Source organism: Aureimonas sp. AU4 (assembly GCF_001463765.1).
Lineage (GTDB): Bacteria > Pseudomonadota > Alphaproteobacteria > Rhizobiales > Rhizobiaceae > Aureimonas.
In genome coordinates this window covers 59,510-79,960 of sequence record NZ_BBWK01000012.1, presented here as the reverse complement: position 1 = coordinate 79,960, position 20,451 = coordinate 59,510, and the positions used below count along the sequence as shown (strand labels likewise).

The window sequence follows — 20,451 nt, the reverse complement described above, 5'->3', positions numbered from 1 at the left end:
GCGCTGAGGCCCGGCCCCTGCCGCTCGGCGGTCAGCGCCACCATGGCCGAGGCGATGCCCTCGAGCGCCGCCACGCGCTCCTCGGCCACGCGCCGGAAGCTCTCGAAGCGCTCGGCCGCGCTCGCCGGCACGCTGAGCGAGAAGAAGGCCTTGCCGTCGGCCACGAAGATCTCCGACACCATGCCGCGCGAGACGACGTCCGCGCCGCCGTCGGGCGCGGGAATCTCGCGCAGCACGTCGAGGATGCGGGACTTGAGGTCCTGGTTCATGGCACGGATCCTTCGGCTCGCCCGCCCGGCTCCGTCGAGCGGCGGCCGGGCGTCGGACAACGGGATAGACCATCCGGGCCGCGAATGGGAGAAGCGTCGGCGTGCCGACGCGAAAGGGATGCCCCATGACCGAGCCCGCCGCCCGCGACCCCTATCTCGCGCCCGACGAGACCGCGCGCAGGCAAGCCCGGCTGGTGGGGCGCGCGGCCGGACACGGGGCGCTGTCGTGCCTCGAGCCCGGCACCGGCGACCCGATCGTCTCCCGCGTCTCGGTCGGCCACCTGCCGGGCGGCGAGCCGCTGCTTCTCGTCTCCGAACTGTCGCCGCACACCGGGGCACTCGCGGCGGACGGGCGCTGCGCGCTGCTTCTGGGCGAGCCGGGCGCGGGCGATCCGCTGGGCCATCCGCGCCTGATGATCAGGGCGCGGGCCGAGCCCCTTCCCGCCGGCACGCCCGAGGCGGCGCTCGCCCGCTCGCGTTTCCTCGAGCGCCATCCCGGGGCCGCGCTCTACGTCGACTTTCCCGACTTCCGCTTCCTGCGCCTTCGGGTCGTCTCGGCGCTGTTCAACGCCGGCTTCGCGCGCGCCTACCGGATGAACTCCGGCGATGTCGTGGAGAGCGTTCCGGAAGCGCTTCGCGCGGCGGAGGAGCGCGTGCGCACCCACATGAACGAGGACCATGCCGATGCGATCGACGCGATCGTCGCGCGGCAAGGCGCGCAGGGCACGGGATGGCGGGTCGCGACGATCGATCCGCTCGGCTTCGAGGCAGCGAAGGGCGAGCGCGCCCTGCGCGTCGAGTTCGCCGAGGCCGTGCGCGCGCCCGAGGGCTACCGGGCGGCCTTTGTCGAGCTCGTGCGCGCGGCGCAGCCGGGCTCGTGATCCGTCAGGGCTTGTAGCCGTCGGGGCAATCGGCGCGGAAGCGCCGGCCGGCGGCGTTGGCGTAGATGCAGCGGCCCGCCTCGTTGGCGGATTGGCCGATCAACCGGTCGCCGGGATGGGCGACGATCACCGGCAAGGTGCCGGGCGCATAGGCGGCGATGCCCCCCTCCCCCAGACCGAACACGGCGGGCAGGACGTCGGAGCGGCAGCCCGACAGAAGGGTCAGGATCGCCAGAAGGGCGCAGGCACGCGGCAGGACGGGTGACAAGAAGGCGGCCCTTCGGGTTCAGGACGGCATGAAAAGCCGCCGCCTTTCGCGGGGAAAGGCGGCGGCTCGCATCAACTGGTCTCTTGGACCCGCTCCGGTCGCTCAGTAGCCCTGGGGGCAGGCCGCGTAGTAGCGCTGGCCGCGACCGTCGCGATAAACGCACTCGCCCGGACGGTTCGTCGCCGCGCCGATCAGCGCCCCGCCCGCGCCGCCCACCGCCGCACCGATCAGAGCGCCGCGCGCGTTGCCGCTGATGCCCGCGCCGATCGCCGCGCCGCCGAGCGCGCCGATGCCGGCGGGGATGGCGACGTTGCGGTCGACCGACTGGCAGCCGGAGAGGGCCAGGGTTCCGGCGGCCACCGCGGCCACGATCATGGATCTCATCGCTTGCTTCTTTCCTGGAATGAATGTCCCTGAGAAGTCATAGCGCGCGGGACGCGGGCGTCCAGCGAAGCGGCTGCGCGCCGGATGCCGAAAGCTCTCACCGCGAGGCGACGAGGTTGCTCTCCGGCGTTACCGAAACCTGTAGCGAGCCGGCACGGGTGATGGTCCAGTCGATGGTCGCCGATTTCTCCAAAAGGGCGGTATCGACGCCTTGGCACGTGCCGACCACCTTGGCGTCGAAGGTCGACGAAAGACGCATCTGGAGCGGCAGGTCGCGCTGGCAGGCCTCGACCGACTGATAGACCGGCGTCGGAACGGGAATTTCCGTGCAGGTGTCGGCATTGGGCGAGCAGCCGACGAGAAGCATGAAGGCGGCAAGCTGTTCCATCGGGCGATCCTTTCGCGAGAACAACGGGCCGGAATGGCCTTGGGATGTTTTCGCTTCAACGCCGCCCTAGCTAGATCGATCCCGTATCCGACTGATTTCCTTGTTGTTGCGCCACGGTTTCGCGCCCGGGCGATGACCGGCCAACCGGCCGACTGCCCTCAGGCGTCGATCGGCTCGAACTGGTTGCCCGGCACGCTGAGCCGGTAGCGCAGCCCGTCGGGGTGATATTCGAGATGCGCCTCGCCGCCGACCGAGTTCGGCACGATGCGCTCCAGCGTCGAGGTGCCGAAGCGCGCGTCGTGGTCGCCCCGCACGAGCGGCCCGCGCGACTCCTGCCATTCCAGAACCAGGACCGGCGAATCTGCGGACCGGTCGATCCGCGAGCGGATCGAGACGCGCCCGCCCGAGGTCGAGAGGGAACCGTAGGACGCCGCGTTCACGGCGAGCTCGTGCAGCGCGAGCCCGACATGGAGCGCGGCGGTCGGCGACAGGTAGACGTCGGTTCCCTCGAAGCCGATCTGCTCCATGCCGTCGGGCGCATAGCGCTCCACCTGCGTGGTGACGAGGTTGACGAGGTCGGCCCCGCGCCAGTCCGTGTCGGTGACGATGTCCTGCGAGGTCGCGAGCGACTGGATGCGGCCGCGAAAGCGCACGAGGAATTCGGGAACCGTGACGGAATGGCGGGCGGTCTGGCTGGCGAGGCTCTGGATGATCGCGAGAAGGTTCTTGGAGCGGTGCGAGACCTCCCGAAGAAGTGTCTTCAGCGTGTCCTCGCGCCGCTTCTGGTCGGTGATCTCGAGCGAGGTGCCGATGATGCCGATGATTTGGCCGGCATCGTCGCGGTCGACGTCGACCCGCACGTCGAACCAGCGCACCTGGCTGCCCGACAGGATCGGCAGCTCGAAGCGCGCCGGCTTGTGGCTGCGCAGGACCTCGGCCTTGATCGCGGTGGCCTTCTCGGCCGCCGTGCCCGGCAGGAAGTCGTGGTCGGCGTCGCCGTTGCGGGCGCTCGCGAGCCAGGAGCCCTCGGCGTTGAACAGCCAGAGGTAGCGCAGGTCGAGATCCTGCGCGAAGAGGGCCATTTCCGTATTGGTGAGGGCCCGCAGTGCCTTGTAGGCTACCATGACGGCCGGCGACCGCGCGGGCGGCCGGCCGCGCTGCCGCGGAAGGGCGCGGACCCGGGCGGCGAGCCGATCCCGAACGGGACGTGACGATGCGATCCGGCGGACATGACGATCAAAGACCTTTCCTCTCGCGAAGAGGAACGCGCAACAGGCTGCGGACCGAAGCCTAGGTAGCTAACGATGCGGCTAACGACGCTTCGGGCCGGCTGGTTCCGAACGCCGGTCCTGCGACCGCGACCTGCGGCCTAAGACCCGGCGCGGTGCGTTGGAGAGCGTCAGGCGGCCTCGCGCTCGGCCTCGAAGAAGAGCGCCTGGCTGATCAGAGCCTTCACCATGTCGGGGTTGAAGGGCTTGGTGACGAGGAAGGTCGGCTCGGGGCGCTCGCCGGTCAGCAGGCGCTCGGGGAAGGCGGTGATGAAGATCACCGGAACCGAGACCTTGGCCAGGATGTCGTTCACCGCGTCGATGCCGGACGAGCCGTCGGCCAGCTGGATGTCGGCCAGCACCATGCCCGGCTTCTGCTGCTCGAACAGGGCGATCGCCTCCTTGTGCGTGCGCGCGATGCCGGTGACGCCGTGGCCGAGGCTCTCCACCATCTGCTCGATGTCCATCGCGATCAGAGGCTCGTCCTCGATGATCATGATGTTGGTGGACACCTGGCGGCCGATATCGGAACTCGCCTGGTCGATGAGGTCCGAGAAGTCGCTTTCGCCGACGCCCAGGATCGAGGCCGCTTCTTCGGTGGTGAAGCCCTCGACGGCCACCAGCAGGAAGGCCTGGCGCGGGAGCGGGGAGATGCCGCGCAGGTTGCGCGAGGCCTTTTCCTCCCAGGCCGAGACCGGCGTGTCCTCGCGCACGTTCACCTCGACCGACTGCCAGAGCGAGGAGAAGAGCTTGTAGAGCGAGATGCGCGGGCTCTCGCGCGTGTCGAAGAGGCTCGGCTCCGCGATCAGGGCCTCGAGCACCGCCGCCACATAGGCGTCGCCCGACGCCTGCGAACCGCTCAAAGCGCGGGCATAGCGCCGGAGATAGGGAATGTGCGGCGCTATGCGCGAGGACATCGACATGAACTCACCCCTCATGAAACCCTGAAGGCGCCCGCTCCGCGCAGCACCGGAGCTTGGGGCTCCGGCGGCGTCGAAACGGATGCCGACCCCGCGCGTTCGGGCGAGGTCGCTCGGGGCGACTAGATAAGACACCCTGCGCCAAGCGCTAGTGGCTCCGTGCGGCTTGCGCAAACATTCTGAGGCATGACCGGGCGGGACGGAAGCCCCCTCTCCGCCGAGCGCATCGCGCCGGGACCTGCGGGAACCCGGAGCCGGCCTTGCGATTTCGAATCGTTCCTACATGTACCCTCACTGCAGCCCGGCGTTCGCGGACCGGAAGGTTGCGCCGTTCCGGCCATGCGCCGGCCGACGGCGCTTGGTTGGCTGGCGAGAGGTGGAATGGAAGACCGCAAGAACCAGATGGAAGCCGAGGTCCGGGACGCGGGCGAGACGATGGAAGGGTCCGCGAGCGCCGCGCCGGCTGGCGACCCGGCGCCCGAGGGCGACCCGTCGGGCCTGGGAACGAGTTCGGCCATCGGCCGGCGTCTGAAGGCCTATTACGACGACGTCGCCAGCGAGCCCGTACCCGACCGATTCCTCATGCTGCTCGACGCGCTCGACAAGGCCGAGTCTGAGCCGTCCGGCAAGACCTCCCCTTCTCGAAACGAGAGGTGACGGGCCATGACACAGGACGTTGAGTTCCGCCGCGAGCTGATCTCCATCATTCCCAACCTGCGCGCCTTCGCGGCATCGCTCGCCGGATCCTTCGACCGGGCGGACGACCTCGTGCAGGAGACCCTCGTCAAGGCCTGGGACAAGCAGCACACGTTCCAGCCGGGCACCAACCTCAAGGCCTGGCTGTTCACGATCCTGCGCAACGAGTTCTACACGCAGATGCGCAAGAAGGGCCGCGAGGTGCAGGACGTGGACGGCATCCACGCCATGCAACTGGCCGGCCACCCGGAGCAGCAGGGCCATCTCGACCTGCAGGATTTCCGCAAGGCGCTGGAGCAACTGCCCGACGACCAGCGCGAGGCCCTGATCCTGATCGGCGCCTCGGGCTTCTCCTACGAGGAGGCGGCCGACATCTGCAAATGCGCGGTGGGCACGATCAAGAGCCGCGTGTCGCGCGCGCGCACCCGCATGGCCGACCTGCTCGGCATCGAGGGTGACGGCGAGTTCGGGCCCGACTCGATCTCCTCGCAGATCATCGGCGTCGCGCCCGCCGCTTAGCCGCCTCCGCTTTGCGCGCCCGCCCGGAACCTCTCCCGGACGGGCGCATTCATCCCACCGCCTGCGCGGCATCCCGCCGCTCCTGTTCTTGTGACGCGTCCCTGTTTTCGAAAGGATTCCATCATGTCCTCGACTTCCTCGCATAACGACCAGTCGTCCGGTTTTGGCGCCGATGCGGCGAAGGACGAGGCGAAAGACCGCCTGAACCAGGCCAAGGACGACGCGCGCGCGGCAGGCGACGAGTTCAAGGCGAACGCCCGCCAGACCCGCGAGGACCTGGAGGCTCAGGTCGCGCGGCTGCGCGACGACCTGGCCGGCGTCACCGATTCGCTTCGCAACCTGGCCGGCAGCGGCGCCGAGAGCGCCCGTCGCCAGGCCTTCGCGCTGCGCAACGACGTGCGCGACGCGGGCGAGCGCTACTTCCGCCAGGCGCAGGAGACGGCCAGCGAGTTCGAGGAGCAGCTCTCCGAGCGCGTGCGGGCCGAGCCCATCAAGAGCGTCCTGATCGCGGCGGCCGTCGGCTACGTCTACGCGCGCCTGTTCCGCTAAATGCTGACGCAGCTGATCACCAAGATCTTCACCGGCGAGGCGGGGCTGTTCATCACCCGCCTTCGCGCGGTGGCGGCGATCTACGCGGTGATGGCGGCGCTCGCCATGGGGCTGGTCTTCTTCCTGCTCCTGGCGATCTTCATCTTCACGGCGCAGCGGCTCGGGCCGATCACGGCCTCGCTCCTCTTCGCCTTCGTGTGGCTGCTCCTTCTCCTGGCCGCCTATGTGGCCCTGGTGATGGCGCGCCGGCCGCCCAAGCAGCGGGCGAACGACCGCCTGCAGCGCGACATCGCATCGGTCGCCTCGGTGGCCGCGATCTCGAATCTTCCGCTGATCGTGCGCAGCCTTCGCCGGCGTCGCTCGCTTCTCCTGGTTCCGATCGCCGCCTTCGGCGCCTGGGGCATTGCGCGGGGCATTCGCGGCGCGCGCTCCTGGCGGGATTAGGCCGCGCCCGAACGGGCTCGCCGACCGCCTGCCGATCGTTCGAAGCCGCCGCACTCCGAAAGGGTGCGGCGGCTTTTTTGCGTTCGCCCGCCCCCCTGCGGCGGGATCGTTTCGGTGTGTGGGGAGTTGTGCCTGACGAGTGCCCGCCGATCCTCGAAGGTAGGGCCATCGCGCCGTTTCGGCGCCTCCAGACACCAGGAACCTCGGCCATGTCCAACATCAAAGCCGAAAAGGCGAAGCAGGGCCGCTCGGGCCGCAACGTGCTCGTGATCCTCGTGGCGGCGCTCGCGCTTTGCCTCGTCGTCTTCGCGGGCCTCGGCATCTACGGCAGCGTCCTGCCCGACCAGAACATCGGCGGCGTCCAGAACTCGGACGTCAGTGGCGCGCCCGCCACCCCGACCTCGACCCCGCAGACCACCGTGACGCCGGGTCAGAGCAATAGCGCGAGCGGATCGGGCACGACCGCCAACTGAAGGAGCGGGGCGACCCGCTCCCTCGTTCGCTCCCACGGGGGTTCGCCGCGCGCGAGCCCCGATCCCTTGTTCCGCCGAGGCGCCCTGAAGGCGCCCTCCGCCATGGTGGAGGCTTTCCATGTCCGACCTTCGCGATACCCGCGGCCCGCTCGACGACGAGCGCATGATCGATCCGGCGCTGCACGACCGCGCCGTTCTCGCCACCGACAGCGAGGTCGGCGACGACGACGATCCGCCGGGCATCGCCCAGCCCGTCACCCAGGCCGAGATCGACGACATCCTCAACGACCCGGCCATGACGATCGAGGAGAAGCAGGCGACGCTCCAGCGCTATGCCGACCAGATCGGCGCGCGCGACGACATCGACCGGGGCGGCGACTTCCATCCTCTGGAAATGCAGATCGCCGAGGCCATCGCGATGCTGGCCGAGGGTGGCCACGCCTATGGCGACGCGGAATCGGTGGGCATGGATCCCGAATCGCGCTCCGACGCGCGCTCGCCCGACGAGATCGATCGCGAGGCGCTCTAGGTCCCGTCCTCGACGCGGCTTCCGGGCGCCCCTAGCGAAGGGGCGCCTCGTCCGGCACCAGGACGCGCAGGCCGCGCGGATGAATGCGCACCTCCGACACCTCGTCGAGGTCGTGGAGCTCGCCGTCCATCACCGCCCGGTCGTGCCGCTTGCGCCCGTGGTAGCGGATGCGGATGAGGTCGGCCTCCGCCACGCTCAGCGCCTGGCTCGCCTTCCAGGCCCCGCGCATCATGTCGATCGTCAGCTTCAGCACCGCCGCCCGGTCCGTGGAGCGCATGAGGTAGATGCCCAGGCGCCCGGCCTGCGGGTCGTCGGCATAGGGCAGGTGCCCGTCGCCGTAGATGTTGTTGGAGATGGCGACGGCGGGCGTTCGGACGTTTTCGTTCCGGCCGTCGATCTCGATCGACAGGTCCACGACGGGAAGCGCGCGCACCGCCGCGCCCACCGCCTTCACGCTCGCCCACATCTTGCCGAGGCGCGACCCGTAGTCGAGCTTCTCGCGCGTGCGCACCATGCGCGCATGGACGCCCACCGCGAACTGGTGGACGAAGTAGCGCCCGTTGACGCTGGCGATATCCACCTCGACGACGCGCCCGGTGGCGAGCGAGCGCACGGCCTCCTCCAGCGACAGCGGTATGTGAAGCGAGCGCGCGAAGAGGTTCATGGTCCCCGCCGGCAGGAGGCCAAGCGCGATGCGCCCGCCCGCCACCGCGCCCGCGGCCTCCGAGACCGTGCCGTCCCCTCCGCCCACGAGGAGCACGTCGAGGTCGGCGCGGCCGGACTGGCGACCGATGGCATCCTCGACCTCGCCCCCGCCCACCTCCTCGACCTCGATCTCGTGCCCGTGCAGGGCGAACTCGTCGCGGATCTGCGCGGAAAGCAGATCGAGATCGAGGGTTCGCAGCGTACCCCCGTCGCGGTTCAGGATCGCATGAACTCTCATGGGTGTCGGGTGCCTCCGGCAGCCGAGCGCCGCCTCGCCCGCATATGGAGCGACACGCGCCCGGCGGCGAGGCGCGAGGGGATCAGGAACCGCGCGCCGTTTTCCGCCGTTCAGGGCGGCGTGAGGGCCGAGGCGGCCCCTTCCTCCCGTTTGTCCCGTATCGAGGCGCTCCCATGCTTGAATGGATCATCATCCTCCTGGTCGTCGCGGCCATCGCCAGCCTTCTCGGCTTTCGCGGCGTCGCGGGCGTGTCGGCCGGCATCGCGAAGGTCCTGATCCTGATCGTCCTCGTGGGCTTCCTGCTTCTTCTCTTCTTCGGCGTCATCGTCTTCGCCTGACGGAGAGGAACGTGTTCCCGGGCTCGCGAAAGCGTCAACAAAGCTCGGGAACACTTTCGAAAGGTCCGGGTTGACGCAGCGATGGACGCGCTTTGCCGCCTTGTCCGATGAGACCGAAACAGCTAAAAGGGTTCCGCAGATGATCCGCAAGCTCCTTGCCACGACGGCGATCGCCGGCGTCCTCGCAACGGCCGCCGCCGCGCAGACCACCGCGCCCGCCACCACGACCGAGCCCGCCGCCAGCGGCACCATGGCCCCCGGCGGCGCGATGGGCACCACCAACGGCGCCGCGATGAACAACGGCGCCATGTCGAGCGGCCAGACCGAGAACCAGACGGCGCCCGCCGCCAACATCGCCTATGTCCAGTCGCAGGGCGCCGACCAGTACATGGCGACCGACATTCGCGGCATGACGCTTTACTCGGGCGATGCAGCCGACGCGCAGTCCGCCGGCGAGATCCAGAATCTCGTGATCGGCGAGGACGGCGCGGTGGTCGCGGCCATCGTCGATACCGGCAACTTTCTGGGCGACCAGTCGCGCACGATCGCGATCCCCTTCAACCAGATCCGCTGGACGCAGGGCGAGAACAACGCGCCGCGCGCCGTTCTGACCGCCTCGCGCGACCAGCTGACCTCGGCGCCCGCCTTCCAGATGAACGAGACCGCCGCCAACAACGCGGCCGCGACCGGCAGCGCGATGGCGCCCGCCGCGACCGGCGGCATGGCCGCCACCGGCACGATGGCCCCGGGCGCCGCGACCACGCCCTCCACCGACATGGCCGCCGCGACCACGGCCCCGGCCACGACGGGTTCGACGGCCGGCACGGGCGAGTATCTCGCGACGCTCGGCCCGAACCAGTACCTTTCGGCCAACCTGATCGGCGACAACGTCTATAACGGCCACGACACCTCGTCCGAGAAGATCGGCGAGATCAACGATCTCCTCGTCGCCTCCTCGGGCCGCGTCGAGGCCGTCCTGATCGGCGTCGGCGGCTTCCTCGGCATCGGCGAGAAGGATGTCGGCGTGCCCTTCGACGCCGTGTCGATGATGCGCGGCGACAACAACGAGCCGCACATCATGCTGTCCGCCAGCCGCGACCAGTTGAAGGAGGCCCCGTCCTTCGAGCGCGCTGATCGCGTCGCCGACGCGGGCACCAACGCCAACATGAGCGGCGCCGGCATGGGCGCGGGCGGCACGACGCTCGACACCGCCTCCGCCACGGCCCCGAACACCACGACCGGCAACGGCATGGCGGCCGGAACCACGGCGGCCACGGGCGCTGCCGCGACCGGCGCGATGGGCACCGACACGACGGCGACCGCCTCGACCAACAATGCCGACAACGGCGCCATGACCCCGGTCACGGGTGCCGAGCTGACCGCCGACAACCTGATCGGCACGGCGGTTCGCGGCCCGGACAACGCCCGCATCGGCTCGATCGGCGACATCGCCCTGACGCCGGAAGGCCAGGTCGACGCGGTGATCGTGGATGTCGGCGGCTTCCTCGGCATCGGCGCCAAGCCGGTGGCGGTGGCCATGGACAATCTCCAGTTCATGCGCGACTCGGGCGGCAAGCTGAACCTCACGACGCAGTTCACGCAGGACCAGCTGCGCAACGCGCCGGAGTTCAACCGTGATACCTACGCCGAGAACCGCGACCAGATGCGCGTCGCCAACCCGGGCGACATTCCGGCCGGCAGCGCCTCGAAGCAGTGAGCCTTTCGATCACGCTTGCGTGACGCAAAGTCAGGAGGGCCCGCCACTGGCGGGCCCTTTTTCGTTGGCAGGGATTTGGGAAGCGAAACTTACGAAGATTTATGCCGAGCGTGGCCGATCTCTGGTCTAGCCTCGATCCGAATGCCGCGACCCGCCGGCCGATGTCGACCCCCAGCCCCATAGGTCCCCATGGCCCTTCTCCGGCAGATCGCCGCCACGCTTCTCGTGCTTCTCGCCGGCCTGGCGCTCTGGACCTGGCTGTCGCCGGCGCCCGGCCGCTATCTCCTGGCCGAGGGCTCGCCCCTGCCCGCCTTCGCCCGGCCCCTCGTCTCCACCCTTTCGAGCGCCGACGACCCGCCCCGGATCGGCGCGACGCCGCAGGACAGGCAGCGGGGAAACGCCCCGCTCGTCGTCACCGACGCCGCCGTGCCCAGCGTCACGCGCGACCGGCTGCGCGCCGTCGGCACCGCCGAGGCCCTGCGCACCGTCGCCGTGCGCCCAGACGTCACCGGCATCGTGGCCGCGATCGAGGCCCGCTCGGGCGACGCCGTGGAGGCCGGGCAGGTCCTCCTGCGCCTTCAGAGCGACGCCGAGCGCGTGGCGGTGGACCGCGCCCGCATCGCGCTTGCCGCCGCCGAGGACCAGGTGCGCCGCTACCGCTCGCTCGCCAACTCCTCCACCGTCACCTCGGTCCAGATCGACGAGGTCGCCCGCGCCCGGGATGCGGCGGCCCTCGACCTCCAGTCGGCCGAGATCGCGCTGGCCAAGCGCGAGGTGCGCGCGCCGATCGCGGGGCGCATCGGCATCCTCGATCTCGACGTCGGCGCGCTGGTCGACAGTTCCACGACGCTCGCGACCGTCGACGACCGCTCGCGCCTTCGCATCGTCTTCTCGACGCCGGAAGCCTTCGTCGCGCAGCTCGACGTCGGCCAGCCGGTCTCGGTCGAGCCCTCCGCGCGCAGCGGCCGGGCCTTCCAGGGCGCGATCAGCGCCATCGACAGCCGCCTCGACCAGGCGAGCCGCACGCTTCGGACCGAAGCGACCGTCGAGAACACGGGCGACACGCTGCGCCCGGGCCAGTCCTTCTCGGTCGAGATCGCCTTTCCCGGCGACAGCTTCCTGTCGGTCGATCCGCTCGCCATCCAGTGGGAGCGCGCCGGGCCCTTCGTCTGGACGGTGGCGCAGGACCGCGTCGCCAAGAAGCCGGTGCGCATCATCGAGCGCAACGTCGACCGCGTCCTCGTCGCGTCGGAAACGCTGCGCGAGGGCGACCCGGTGGTGACGGAAGGCGTGCAGCAGCTGCGCGAGGGCGCGCCCGTGCGCATCCAGAAGGTGCCGGACCTGCCCGAGACGCCGGCCCTGCCCCCCTCCGGCGTTCCCTCGGCCGCCGCACCCGGCGGCGAGGCGCAGCCGGCGGGCGACCGGCGCGCGGAGGCCCGCACGTGAGCGGCTCGCCCGGGTCCGACCACAAGCCGGACGGCCTGACCGCCCTCACCTCGCTCTTCATCCGCCGGCCGGTCTTCACGATCGTCATCAATCTCCTCGTGATCGTCGCGGGCCTGGCGGCCTTCAACGCGATCGAGGTGCGCGAGCTTCCCAATGTCGACCGGCCGGTGATCTCGGTCACCACCACCTTCGAGGGCGCGAGCCCTGAGGTGGTGGACCGGCAGCTGACGAGCGAGATCGAGAGCGCGGTCGCGCGCGTGTCGGGCATCGCGTCGATCTCCTCCTCCTCGCGCTTCGGCCAGAGCCGGGTGACGCTGGAATTCTCGTCGGCGACCGACCTCAACGTCGCGGCCTCCGACGTGCGCGACGCGGTGGCGGGCGTCGCCAACCGGCTGCCCGACGACGCGGACGAGTCGCGCATCGTGAAGGCCGATGCCGACGCCGACGCGATCATGCGCCTGGCCGTCCTTTCCGAGACGCTGCCGATCGAGGAGCTGACGACGCTGGTGGACGACCGCATCGCCGACCGCATCGCGGCGGTGGAGGGCGTGGCCGACGTCGAGCTGTCGGGCGAGCGAGAGCGCCTCGTCTATGTCGACGTGCGGCCCGACGAGCTGGCGACACGCGGCCTGACGCTCGGCGACGTCGCGACCGCGCTCGGCAACGCCTCGTTCGACCGGCCGGCGGGCTCGCTGGAGTCGCCGACCCAGAACCTCGTGGTGCGGGCCGATGCGAGCCTGGCCACGCCGGAGGCCTTCGAGGCGGTCATGCTCGACGGCCGGACGCGCCTGCGCGATGTGGCATCCGTGCGCTTCGGACCCGACGAGGCCGCCTCCAAGCTGCGCGTCAACGGCGAGACCGGCATCGGCCTCGGCGTGATCCGGCAGGCGGGCTCCTCCACCATCGCCATCAGCCAGGGGGTACGCGCGGCGGTCGCCGAGCTCAACGCCTCGCTGCCCGGCGACACGCGCCTCGTCGTTACCTCCGACGACGCGACCTTCATCGAGGGCTCGATCCACGAGGTCGAGCTGACGCTCGGGCTGGCGGTCCTGATCGTCGTGGCGGTGATCTATCTCTTCCTTCTCAACGCACGCGCCACGATCATTCCGACCCTCACCATCCCGATCGCACTGGTGGGCGTTCTCGCCGCGATCTATCTCGTCGGCTTCTCGATCAACATCATCACCCTGCTCGCGCTGGTGCTGGCCACCGGCATGGTCGTGGACGACGCGATCATCGTCCTCGAGAACATCATCCGGCGGCGCGACATGGGATGTTCCGTCAAGGCGGCGGCGGTGCTGGGCACGCGCGAGGTGTTCTTCGCGGTGATCTCGACCACGGCGACGCTGGCCGCCGTCTTCATCCCGATCTCGTTCCTGCCGGGGGTGGCGGGCGGCCTGTTCCGCGAGTTCGGCTTCGTGCTCGCCATCTCGGTGACGCTCTCGGCCTTCATCGCCCTCACCCTGTGCCCGATGCTCGCCTCGCTCATGCTGCGCGAGCACGAGCCGAGGCAGGGACCCGCCAAGCGCCTCGTGAACCGGATCGGCGCCCGGCTCGGCGGGCTCTACGCCCGCCTCCTGCGCGCCGCCCTCGACAATCCGCTGCCCGTGACGGTCGCCTCGCTTCTCTTCGCCGCCGGGGCGGTCGCGGTCTACACGACCCTGCCCCAGCAGCTGACGCCGAGCGAGGACCGGGGCCAGGTGCTGATGAGCATCAGCGCCCCGCAAAGCGCCAGCCTCGACTACACCGACGCGCAGATGCGTCGCGTCGAGGAGATCGTCCTGCCCTATGTCGCGAGCGGCGAGGCGACCAGCATCTTCGCACGCGTCGGCACGGGCTCCAGCAACTCCGCCTTCATGGTGATGACGCTGGCCGGCTGGGGCGACCGCGAGCGCAGGCAGCAGGAGATCGCGACCGAGCTCAACGCCGCCTTCCGCGCCATTCCCGGCGTCCAGGCGCGCGCCATCCAGCCCAACTCGCTCGGCATCCGCGGCGGCGGGCGCGGCCTCCAGTTCGCGATCGCCGGCCCGAACTACGAGCGGCTGACCGACAGCGCCGAGGCGCTGGAGGAGGCGATGAACGCCGACGGGCGCTGGGGCCGTGTCCAGCTCGCCTTCGACACGACCCAGCCCCAGCTCTCGGTGCAGATCGACCGCACGAAGGCCTCGGATCTGGGCATCGACATCGACGCGCTGGCGGGCGCGATGCAGTCGCTGCTCGACGGGCGCGAGATCGCCACGACCTATGTCGGCGACCGTTCCGTGCCGATCCACGTCGTCTCGACCGCCGCGCCGATCAACGACCCGACCGACCTCGCCAACATCTTCCTGCGCACCACCGACGGCCGCTTCGTGCCCATGAGCTCGATCGCCACCATCGAGGAACAGGCGATCGCCCCCTCGCTGGCGCGCGAGAACCAGTCGCGCTCGGTCGCGCTCTCGGCCGACCTCGTCCCCGGCTATGCGATCTCGCAAGGGTGGGCCGACGTCCAGCGCTTCGCGGCCGAGCGCCTGCCCGACGAGATGCGCCTCGTGCCGCTCGCCGAGGCCGCGACGCTGGAGGAGACCTCGGGCGGGCTCGCCATCGTCTTCGTGTTCGCGATCGTGGTGGTCTTCCTGGTGCTCGCCGCCCAGTTCGAGAGCTTCGTGTCGGCGCTAATCATCATCGCGACCGTGCCGCTCGGTGTCGCCTGCGCGATCTATGCGATGAACCTCTTCGGCGAGACGCTGAACCTCTACAGCCAAATCGGCCTCGTGCTCCTGGTCGGCATCATGGCCAAGAACGGCATCCTGATCGTGGAGTTCGCCAACCAGCTGCGCGACGAGGGACGCTCCGTGCGCGAGGCGATCGAGGAGGCCTCGACGATCCGCCTGCGGCCCGTGATGATGACCATGATCGCGACCATCGTCGGCGGCGTGCCGCTCGTCTTCTCGGCGGGCGCGGGCGCCGAGGCGCGCGTGACGCTCGGCTACGTGATCGTGGGCGGCCTGGGACTGGCGACGCTTGCCACCCTGTTCCTGACGCCGGTCGTCTACCTCCTTCTCGCGCGCTTCTCGAAGCCGGTCGGCGCGCGCGAGGCCGCGCTCAACCGCGACCTGGCGGCGGCCAGCCGGATGGGGCGCGCGGAACCGGCCGAGTAACCCCTCAGAGCCGCCGTTCCCAGTCGGCCCGCCCGCGCACCGGGCGGGCGTGGGGGTGGTCCCGCTCGACGTCGGCGCGCAGCGTCTCGGGCAGCGCGTGCGGGTCCCAGCCGAGCCGGTCCCACCAGAGGCGAAGCCGGCCGCGCCAACCGGCCGTGCCCGGTTTCGCCTGCGTCGGCGGGCGCGCCGCGCGGGTCCGGCCAAAGGAATCGAACGTCGTCATGGGAGGTCTCGCAGGCTTGGGTGTCCCGTCCCATGGACCCGATCCGGGCTTGCCGATCCAATCGAAGCTCCGCCATGATGCATAAGGAGATTTGATGCGTCATGGCCCGTTCGCTGCCCCCGCTCGCCGCGCTGCGCGCCTTCGAGGCCGCCGCGCGGCACCTCAGCTTCACCCGCGCCGCAGACGAGCTCGGCATGACGCAGGCGGCCGTGAGCTACCAGATCAAGGTCCTGGAGGAGCGGGTCGGCGCGCCCTTGTTCCGGCGCGACCGGCGGCAGGTCGCGCTGACCGATGCGGGACGCCGGCTCGGCGGCGATGCGACCGGGGCCTTCGACCTGATCTCCGCCTCGTTCGAGGCGGTGCGGGGCGGCGCGGCGGGCGTTCTGACGATCAGCGTGATCCCGACCTTCGCGACGCTCTGGCTGGCGCGCCATCTCTACGCCTTCCAGCTGGCCCATCCCGACATCGCGGTTCGCCTGCAGTCGAACCGCGAGATCGTGGACTTCGACAAGGAGCCGGTCGACATCGCCATTCGGGGCGGGCTGCCGCCCTCGCCGAGCCTCGTCACCCACAAGCTCCTGCGCGCCGACTTCACGCCGATGCTGCATCCCGGTCTCGAGGCGCGGCTTGGGCTTCCCTTGCGCGAGCCGGCCGACCTCCTGCGCTATCCGCTCATCGATCCGACCGACCCCTGGTGGAACGAGTGGTTCGCTTTCGCGGGCGTCGCGCGCCCGGGCTTCGAGGTGGACAACGGACACAAGTTGGGCGGGCAGGACCTGGAAGCCATCGCCGCCACGGCCGGCCATGGGGTCGCGATCCTGACGCCCTTCTTCTACCGCGACGACGTCGCGGCGGGCCGGTTGCGCCAGCCCTTCGCGCTCCTGTGCCCGAGCGATCGCGGCTACTGGCTGTGCTATCCGCCGGGCCGGCGCAACGCGCCCAAGATCCGGCTCTTCCGAGACTGGCTCCTGTCCCATTTCCCGGAGCCCTCCCCATCGGCGGGGTGATACGCTAGAAGCCGCCCATGGCTTCCCCTCCCCTTCTGCGCCTCGACGGCGTGCGCCTCACCTTCGGCGGCACGCCGCTTCTGGAATCGGTCGAGCTCGGCGTCTCGGCGGGCGATCGTATCGCGCTGGTCGGGCGCAACGGCTCCGGCAAGTCGACGCTCCTCAAGATCGCCGCCGGAACGGTCGAGCCCGACGGCGGCGAGGTGTTCCGCCAGCCGGGCGCGACCATCCGCTACCTCGCGCAGGAGCCCGACTTCGGCTCGGCCTCGAGCGTCGAGGAGTACGTTCTGGCGGGCCTCGGCCCCCTCGACGACCCGCACCGCGTCCAGCGGCTCCTGGAAGGTCTGGGGATCGATCCGCAGGCACGCCCCGGCGACCTGTCGGGCGGCGAGGCGCGGCGCGCGGCGCTTGCCCGCGTCATGGCGCCCGAGCCCGACATCCTGCTTCTCGACGAGCCGACCAACCATCTCGACCTTCCCACCATCGAGTGGCTGGAAGACGAGATCCGGGCCATGCGCTCGGCGGTCGTCCTGATCAGCCACGACCGTCGTTTCCTGGAGCGCACGACACGCGCCACGGTCTGGCTCGACCGGGGCCGCGTGCGCCGCATCGAGGAAGGCTTCGGCGCCTTCGAGGCGTGGCGCGACAAGGTGCTGGAGGAGGAGGAGCGCGACCTTCAGAAGATGTCGGCCAAGATCCTGCGCGAGGAGCACTGGCTGCGCTACGGCGTGACCGCGCGGCGCACGCGCAACGAGCGGCGCCTGGCGGCCCTCCACCAGCTGCGCGCCGACCGGCGCAACGCGCGCCGGCAGGTCGGCACGGTGGAGATGGTGGCGGGCGAGACGCGCGAAAGCGGCAAGCTCGTGATCGAGGCGAAGGGCGTCACGAAGGGCTACGGCGGGCGCACGCTGGTCGACAACTTCTCGACGCGCATCCAGCGCGGCGACCGGGTCGGCCTCGTGGGCCCCAACGGCGCCGGCAAGACGACGCTCCTGCGCATGCTGATCGGCGAGCTGGAGCCCGATTCGGGAACCGTGCGCACCGGCACCAACCTGGACCTCGCCTTTCTCGACCAGAAGCGCGCTTCCCTGCGCGACGACCTGTCGGTGGCCGACGCGCTCACCGACGGGCGCGGCGACCAGGTCATGGTGAACGGCCAGCCGCGCCACGTGGCAGGCTATCTCAAGGACTTCCTGTTCCAGCCCGAGCAGATCCGCACGCCCGTGGCGAACCTGTCGGGCGGCGAGCGGGCGCGCCTGCTGCTCGCCAAGACGCTGGCGACGCCCGCCAACCTTCTCGTGCTCGACGAGCCCACCAACGACCTCGACATGGAGACGCTGGACCTTCTGGAGGAGCTCGTCGCCAACTATCCCGGCACCGTGCTTCTCGTCAGCCACGACCGCGACTTCCTGGACCGGACCGTCAGCTCCACGGTCTCGCCGGACGAGGCGGGCCGCTGGATCGAGTATGCGGGCGGCTATACCGACATGACCGCGCAGCGCCGCGAGACGGCGAAGGCCGCGCGCGCGCCAGCCAAGGTCGCCTCCGTCAAGTCCGGGGGTTCGTCCGGCGAGGCGGCGCCCCGTCCCGCCGCCGCCAAGCTCAGCTTCAAGCAGAAGTTCGCGCTGGAAAACCTGCCGCGAGAGATCGAGCGGCTGGAGAAGGCGATCCGCGCCTCGGAGGCCGAGCTGGCCGACGCCTCGCTCTTCACCCGCGACCCGAAGCGCTTCAACGCCGTCGCGGCCAAGGCGGACAGCGATCGCGCGGCGCTGGAGGCGGCCGAGACGCAGTGGCTGGAGCTGGAGATGATGCGGGCCGAGATGGAAGGGTCGTGAGGGCCGTCATTCCGACTGACTTTCAGTCGTGCTTGGGGTCAAACATTAAATATCCGCCAGCCAGCGGCCTGTAACCATGCATGAACCTTCGGCGCCTACCGTCACGGGACTGTCCTATTCCCCAGCGGAAGGCGAGAGGTCGCCGGTCTCGTCATGCACAAGCGCATCAGCCGTCATCAGGTTCGCCTCGGCATGTTCATCGAGCGCATCGAGGGCGACTGGCTCGATCACCCGTTCTGGACGCGCCGCTTCCTGATCACCGAATACGGCGACCTCCTGAAGTTGCGCGCCAGCAATGCGCGCGCCGTCGTGATCGACGAAAGCCGGGGCCTGTCGATGCCGCCTGTGCCCGTCGCGGCCATGGTCGAGGACGCGGCGCCCGCCCGCCGTGCACCCGCCCGCGCCGAGCCCGCCGCGCCCCGCTCGCCCGAGACGCTCTGGGCCGAGAACGAGATTCGCCAGTGCCGCCGCGCGGTCGGGCAGCTCTTTGCCGAGGCGCGCATGGGGCGGGGCGTCAGCATGGGACGCTGCGAGACCATCGTCGACGGCATCGCGGACGCGCTGTCGCGCAATGCGGCGGCGCTCCTCGCCATCACGCGCCTGAAGTCGGTGGACGCCTATACGCACCTCCATTCCATCGCCGTCAGCGCGCTGATGATCCATTTCGGCCGCCATCTCGGCCTCGCCAGCGGCGAGGTCGCGCTGCTCGGTCAGGCCGGGCTTCTCCACGACATCGGCAAGATGCAGCTTTCGTCGGCGATCCTCGCCAAGACCGGCGGCCTGACCCCGCTCGAACTGGAGAAGGTCCGCGCCCATCCGCGCGCCGGCTACGAGATGCTGCGGCGGGAGGCAGGCGTGCCGGACATGGTGGCCGAGGTCTGCCTCCATCATCACGAGCGCGTGGACGGGACGGGCTATCCGGACGGGCTGGCGGCCGAGAGCCTCGGCCCGTCGGTCCGGATCGCCTCGATCTGCGACGTCTACGACGCCGTCACCTCGCTGCGGCCCTACAAGAAGCCGTGGCGGCCGGAGGACGCGCTGCACCGGATGGCCCGCTGGCGCGGGCATTTCGACCCCGAACTCCTCGCCCTGTTCGCCGCCTGCATGGGGTTCGAGCTGGCCGCACCCGAGGACGGGGCTGTCGAGGAGACGCCCTTCGGCGAGAACGCCTATTCCGATCCGGTCGCCACCTGAGGGGGCGGTCTCTCAGGGCTTGCTGCCGCCGCTCGCCACCGCCGGCTTCTCGCGGCCGAGGAACGGCTTCACGAGAACCGAAACGACGCCGAGGACCACGGACCCGGCCAGAAGCCCCATGACGCCCGAGGCGATCGCGCCGACGATCCATTCCACGAGGCCGCCGGCGAAGGGAACGCTCTCGCCGGCCGAGACGGAGAGGCTCTCGATCAGGTGCGCCGGCGCGGCGAAGCCGAAGACCTCCAGCGCATGGAGGAGGATGCCGCCGCCCACCCAGATCATCGCCGCCGTTCCGACCAGCGCCAGGACATGAAGGAAGCCGGGCATGACGCGCACGATCGTGCGGCCGACGGCGGCGAGCGCGCCGGCGCGGCGGCGCGCCAGCGCTAGTCCCACGTCGTCTGCCTTCACGATCAGGGCGACGCCGCCATAGACGAGGCCCGTCAGCGCGATGCCGACGGCGGCGAGCACACCCGCCTGGACCCAGATCGATCCGTCCGGCAGCCCGCCGAGCGTCACGGTCATGATCTCGGCGGACAGGATGAAGTCGGTCTTCACCGCGCTCTGGACCCGCATCTCCTCGAGCGCCGTGGCGTTGGCAGCCTTGGGCGCGGCCTCGTCGCCCTCGTGGCCGGCCCCCTTGCGCGAGAGGAAAGCCTCCCAGACCTTCTCGCTTCCCTCGTAGGCGAGATAGGCGCCGCCGATCGCCAGGAGCGGCGTGATCGCCCAAGGGGCGAAGGCCGAGAGCAGGAGCGCGGCCGGCAGGAGGAACACGAGCTTGTTGCGCAGGGAGCCCAGCGCGATGCGCCCGACGATCGGCAGCTCGCGGTCGGGCGAGAAGCCCACCACGTAGCGCGGCGTCACGGCCGCATCGTCGATCACGACGCCCGCCGCCTTGACGCTCGCCTTGGCCGAAAGGGTCGCCACGTCGTCCAGCGAGGCGGCCGCGACCTTGGCGATGGCGGCCAGGTCGTCGAGAAGCGCGATCAGTCCGATGCTCATGGGCCGTCCGGCGTTTCC

23 protein-coding genes are annotated in these 20,451 nt (G+C 70.3%); 14 read left to right on the top strand and 9 right to left on the bottom strand.

The features are described 5' to 3' along the window. The coding region (locus AUL35_RS04850) for an iron-sulfur cluster assembly protein (protein WP_156417834.1) at nucleotides 1-269 on the bottom strand (269 nt) is incomplete at its 3' end. 125 nt (nucleotides 270-394) lie between these two features. Here AUL35_RS04850 and AUL35_RS04845 point away from each other — a divergent pair. Then, on the top strand, nucleotides 395-1,150 hold the full coding sequence (locus tag AUL35_RS04845; protein WP_082666111.1) for a HugZ family protein: 756 nt from the start codon (nucleotides 395-397) through the stop codon (nucleotides 1,148-1,150). Nucleotides 1,151-1,154: 4 nt separating this feature from the next. Here AUL35_RS04845 and AUL35_RS04840 read toward each other — a convergent pair whose 3' ends face one another. The 5 genes from AUL35_RS04840 to AUL35_RS04820 form a co-directional block, all read right to left on the bottom strand. Next, on the bottom strand, nucleotides 1,155-1,418 hold the full coding sequence (locus tag AUL35_RS04840; protein WP_062012573.1) for a hypothetical protein: 264 nt from the start codon (nucleotides 1,416-1,418) through the stop codon (nucleotides 1,155-1,157). Nucleotides 1,419-1,520: 102 nt separating this feature from the next. Then, nucleotides 1,521-1,802, bottom strand: a complete 282-nt coding sequence (locus tag AUL35_RS04835) for a glycine zipper domain-containing protein (protein WP_062012570.1) — start codon at nucleotides 1,800-1,802, stop codon at nucleotides 1,521-1,523. Between the two features lie 97 nt (nucleotides 1,803-1,899). Next, the gene (locus tag AUL35_RS04830) at nucleotides 1,900-2,190 is read right to left on the bottom strand and encodes a hypothetical protein (protein WP_062012567.1); all 291 of its coding nucleotides are present in this window, start codon (nucleotides 2,188-2,190) and stop codon (nucleotides 1,900-1,902) included. Between the two features lie 158 nt (nucleotides 2,191-2,348). Next, on the bottom strand, nucleotides 2,349-3,314 hold the full coding sequence (locus tag AUL35_RS04825) for a PAS domain-containing sensor histidine kinase (protein ID WP_062012565.1): 966 nt from the start codon (nucleotides 3,312-3,314) through the stop codon (nucleotides 2,349-2,351). Between the two features lie 275 nt (nucleotides 3,315-3,589). Beyond that, a complete protein-coding gene (locus tag AUL35_RS04820) occupies nucleotides 3,590-4,381 on the bottom strand; it encodes a response regulator (RefSeq protein ID WP_062012563.1) in 792 nt (263 codons plus the stop codon). Between the two features lie 378 nt (nucleotides 4,382-4,759). Between AUL35_RS04820 and AUL35_RS04815 the strand changes: the two genes are divergently transcribed. The 6 genes from AUL35_RS04815 (at nucleotide 4,760) to AUL35_RS04790 (ending at nucleotide 7,588) form a co-directional block, all read left to right on the top strand. Further along, nucleotides 4,760-5,035 (top strand): NepR family anti-sigma factor, encoded by a 276-nt coding sequence (locus AUL35_RS04815; protein ID WP_306304359.1) that lies wholly within the window; start codon nucleotides 4,760-4,762, stop codon nucleotides 5,033-5,035. A gap of 6 nt (nucleotides 5,036-5,041) precedes the next feature. Beyond that, nucleotides 5,042-5,593 (top strand): sigma-70 family RNA polymerase sigma factor, encoded by a 552-nt coding sequence (locus AUL35_RS04810; protein ID WP_062012561.1) that lies wholly within the window; start codon nucleotides 5,042-5,044, stop codon nucleotides 5,591-5,593. Nucleotides 5,594-5,716: 123 nt separating this feature from the next. After that, nucleotides 5,717-6,142, top strand: coding sequence for a YqjD family protein (locus tag AUL35_RS04805; RefSeq protein ID WP_082666110.1), 426 nt, complete (start codon nucleotides 5,717-5,719; stop codon nucleotides 6,140-6,142). Continuing rightward, nucleotides 6,143-6,586, top strand: a complete 444-nt coding sequence (locus tag AUL35_RS04800) for a hypothetical protein (RefSeq protein WP_062012559.1) — start codon at nucleotides 6,143-6,145, stop codon at nucleotides 6,584-6,586. It begins immediately after the preceding gene. 209 nt (nucleotides 6,587-6,795) lie between these two features. Continuing rightward, entirely contained in the window at nucleotides 6,796-7,059 is a 264-nt protein-coding gene (locus tag AUL35_RS04795; RefSeq protein ID WP_062012557.1) for a hypothetical protein, read from the top strand. 118 nt (nucleotides 7,060-7,177) lie between these two features. Further along, on the top strand, nucleotides 7,178-7,588 hold the full coding sequence (locus AUL35_RS04790; protein WP_244493664.1) for a hypothetical protein: 411 nt from the start codon (nucleotides 7,178-7,180) through the stop codon (nucleotides 7,586-7,588). A gap of 31 nt (nucleotides 7,589-7,619) precedes the next feature. Here the strand turns inward: AUL35_RS04790 and AUL35_RS04785 are convergent, their stop codons facing one another. Next, nucleotides 7,620-8,531: a diacylglycerol kinase family protein gene (locus AUL35_RS04785; protein WP_062012555.1), complete on the bottom strand. Its 912-nt coding sequence runs from the start codon at nucleotides 8,529-8,531 to the stop codon at nucleotides 7,620-7,622. 173 nt (nucleotides 8,532-8,704) lie between these two features. Between AUL35_RS04785 and AUL35_RS21480 the strand changes: the two genes are divergently transcribed. The 4 genes from AUL35_RS21480 to AUL35_RS04770 all read left to right on the top strand — a co-directional run bounded on the left by AUL35_RS21480 (nucleotide 8,705) and on the right by AUL35_RS04770 (nucleotide 15,172). Next, nucleotides 8,705-8,869, top strand: coding sequence for a DUF1328 domain-containing protein (locus AUL35_RS21480; RefSeq protein WP_082666109.1), 165 nt, complete (start codon nucleotides 8,705-8,707; stop codon nucleotides 8,867-8,869). 139 nt (nucleotides 8,870-9,008) lie between these two features. After that, nucleotides 9,009-10,586 carry a PRC-barrel domain-containing protein gene (locus tag AUL35_RS04780; RefSeq protein WP_062012553.1) on the top strand — a complete coding sequence of 526 codons (1,578 nt, stop codon included), beginning with the start codon at nucleotides 9,009-9,011 and terminating at the stop codon, nucleotides 10,584-10,586. Nucleotides 10,587-10,775: 189 nt separating this feature from the next. Next, nucleotides 10,776-12,032: an efflux RND transporter periplasmic adaptor subunit gene (locus tag AUL35_RS04775; RefSeq protein WP_062012551.1), complete on the top strand. Its 1,257-nt coding sequence runs from the start codon at nucleotides 10,776-10,778 to the stop codon at nucleotides 12,030-12,032. Next, entirely contained in the window at nucleotides 12,029-15,172 is a 3,144-nt protein-coding gene (locus AUL35_RS04770) for an efflux RND transporter permease subunit (protein ID WP_062012549.1), read from the top strand. Before AUL35_RS04775 ends, AUL35_RS04770 begins: the two co-directional genes overlap by 4 nt. Before the next feature lie 4 nt (nucleotides 15,173-15,176). Here the strand turns inward: AUL35_RS04770 and AUL35_RS04765 are convergent, their stop codons facing one another. Further along, entirely contained in the window at nucleotides 15,177-15,395 is a 219-nt protein-coding gene (locus AUL35_RS04765; protein ID WP_062012548.1) for a hypothetical protein, read from the bottom strand. Nucleotides 15,396-15,496: 101 nt separating this feature from the next. On the opposite strand from AUL35_RS04765, the gene AUL35_RS04760 reads away from it, so the two are divergent. The 3 genes from AUL35_RS04760 (at nucleotide 15,497) to AUL35_RS04750 (ending at nucleotide 19,431) form a co-directional block, all read left to right on the top strand. After that, nucleotides 15,497-16,402, top strand: a complete 906-nt coding sequence (locus tag AUL35_RS04760) for a LysR substrate-binding domain-containing protein (RefSeq protein ID WP_062012547.1) — start codon at nucleotides 15,497-15,499, stop codon at nucleotides 16,400-16,402. A 17-nt stretch (nucleotides 16,403-16,419) separates the two neighbouring features. Further along, a complete protein-coding gene (locus tag AUL35_RS04755) occupies nucleotides 16,420-18,237 on the top strand; it encodes an ABC-F family ATP-binding cassette domain-containing protein (protein WP_062012546.1) in 1,818 nt (605 codons plus the stop codon). 153 nt (nucleotides 18,238-18,390) lie between these two features. Next, nucleotides 18,391-19,431: an HD-GYP domain-containing protein gene (locus tag AUL35_RS04750; RefSeq protein ID WP_062012544.1), complete on the top strand. Its 1,041-nt coding sequence runs from the start codon at nucleotides 18,391-18,393 to the stop codon at nucleotides 19,429-19,431. Nucleotides 19,432-19,443: 12 nt separating this feature from the next. Here AUL35_RS04750 and AUL35_RS04745 read toward each other — a convergent pair whose 3' ends face one another. Further along, complete coding sequence (locus tag AUL35_RS04745; RefSeq protein ID WP_062012542.1) at nucleotides 19,444-20,433, bottom strand: DUF808 domain-containing protein; 990 nt, start codon at nucleotides 20,431-20,433, stop codon at nucleotides 19,444-19,446. Nucleotides 20,434-20,451: the final 18 nt, after the last annotated feature.

Excerpts from the sequence above, each read along its gene's own strand:
- AUL35_RS04845 (WP_082666111.1), top strand. The coding sequence starts at position 395 with ATGACCGAGCCCGCCGCCCGCGACCCCTATCTCGCGCCCGACGAGACC.
- AUL35_RS04835 (WP_062012570.1), bottom strand. The coding sequence starts at position 1,802 with ATGAGATCCATGATCGTGGCCGCGGTGGCCGCCGGAACCCTGGCCCTC.
- AUL35_RS04830 (WP_062012567.1), bottom strand. The coding sequence starts at position 2,190 with ATGGAACAGCTTGCCGCCTTCATGCTTCTCGTCGGCTGCTCGCCCAAT.
- AUL35_RS04825 (WP_062012565.1), bottom strand. The coding sequence starts at position 3,314 with ATGGTAGCCTACAAGGCACTGCGGGCCCTCACCAATACGGAAATGGCC.
- AUL35_RS04820 (WP_062012563.1), bottom strand. The coding sequence starts at position 4,381 with ATGTCGATGTCCTCGCGCATAGCGCCGCACATTCCCTATCTCCGGCGC.
- AUL35_RS04815 (WP_306304359.1), top strand. The coding sequence starts at position 4,760 with ATGGAAGACCGCAAGAACCAGATGGAAGCCGAGGTCCGGGACGCGGGC.
- AUL35_RS04810 (WP_062012561.1), top strand. The coding sequence starts at position 5,042 with ATGACACAGGACGTTGAGTTCCGCCGCGAGCTGATCTCCATCATTCCC.
- AUL35_RS04805 (WP_082666110.1), top strand. The coding sequence starts at position 5,717 with ATGTCCTCGACTTCCTCGCATAACGACCAGTCGTCCGGTTTTGGCGCC.
- AUL35_RS04800 (WP_062012559.1), top strand. The coding sequence starts at position 6,143 with ATGCTGACGCAGCTGATCACCAAGATCTTCACCGGCGAGGCGGGGCTG.
- AUL35_RS04795 (WP_062012557.1), top strand. The coding sequence starts at position 6,796 with ATGTCCAACATCAAAGCCGAAAAGGCGAAGCAGGGCCGCTCGGGCCGC.
- AUL35_RS04790 (WP_244493664.1), top strand. The coding sequence starts at position 7,178 with ATGTCCGACCTTCGCGATACCCGCGGCCCGCTCGACGACGAGCGCATG.
- AUL35_RS04785 (WP_062012555.1), bottom strand. The coding sequence starts at position 8,531 with ATGAGAGTTCATGCGATCCTGAACCGCGACGGGGGTACGCTGCGAACC.
- AUL35_RS21480 (WP_082666109.1), top strand. The coding sequence starts at position 8,705 with ATGCTTGAATGGATCATCATCCTCCTGGTCGTCGCGGCCATCGCCAGC.
- AUL35_RS04780 (WP_062012553.1), top strand. The coding sequence starts at position 9,009 with ATGATCCGCAAGCTCCTTGCCACGACGGCGATCGCCGGCGTCCTCGCA.
- AUL35_RS04775 (WP_062012551.1), top strand. The coding sequence starts at position 10,776 with ATGGCCCTTCTCCGGCAGATCGCCGCCACGCTTCTCGTGCTTCTCGCC.
- AUL35_RS04765 (WP_062012548.1), bottom strand. The coding sequence starts at position 15,395 with ATGACGACGTTCGATTCCTTTGGCCGGACCCGCGCGGCGCGCCCGCCG.
- AUL35_RS04760 (WP_062012547.1), top strand. The coding sequence starts at position 15,497 with ATGGCCCGTTCGCTGCCCCCGCTCGCCGCGCTGCGCGCCTTCGAGGCC.
- AUL35_RS04755 (WP_062012546.1), top strand. The coding sequence starts at position 16,420 with ATGGCTTCCCCTCCCCTTCTGCGCCTCGACGGCGTGCGCCTCACCTTC.
- AUL35_RS04750 (WP_062012544.1), top strand. The coding sequence starts at position 18,391 with ATGCACAAGCGCATCAGCCGTCATCAGGTTCGCCTCGGCATGTTCATC.
- AUL35_RS04745 (WP_062012542.1), bottom strand. The coding sequence starts at position 20,433 with ATGAGCATCGGACTGATCGCGCTTCTCGACGACCTGGCCGCCATCGCC.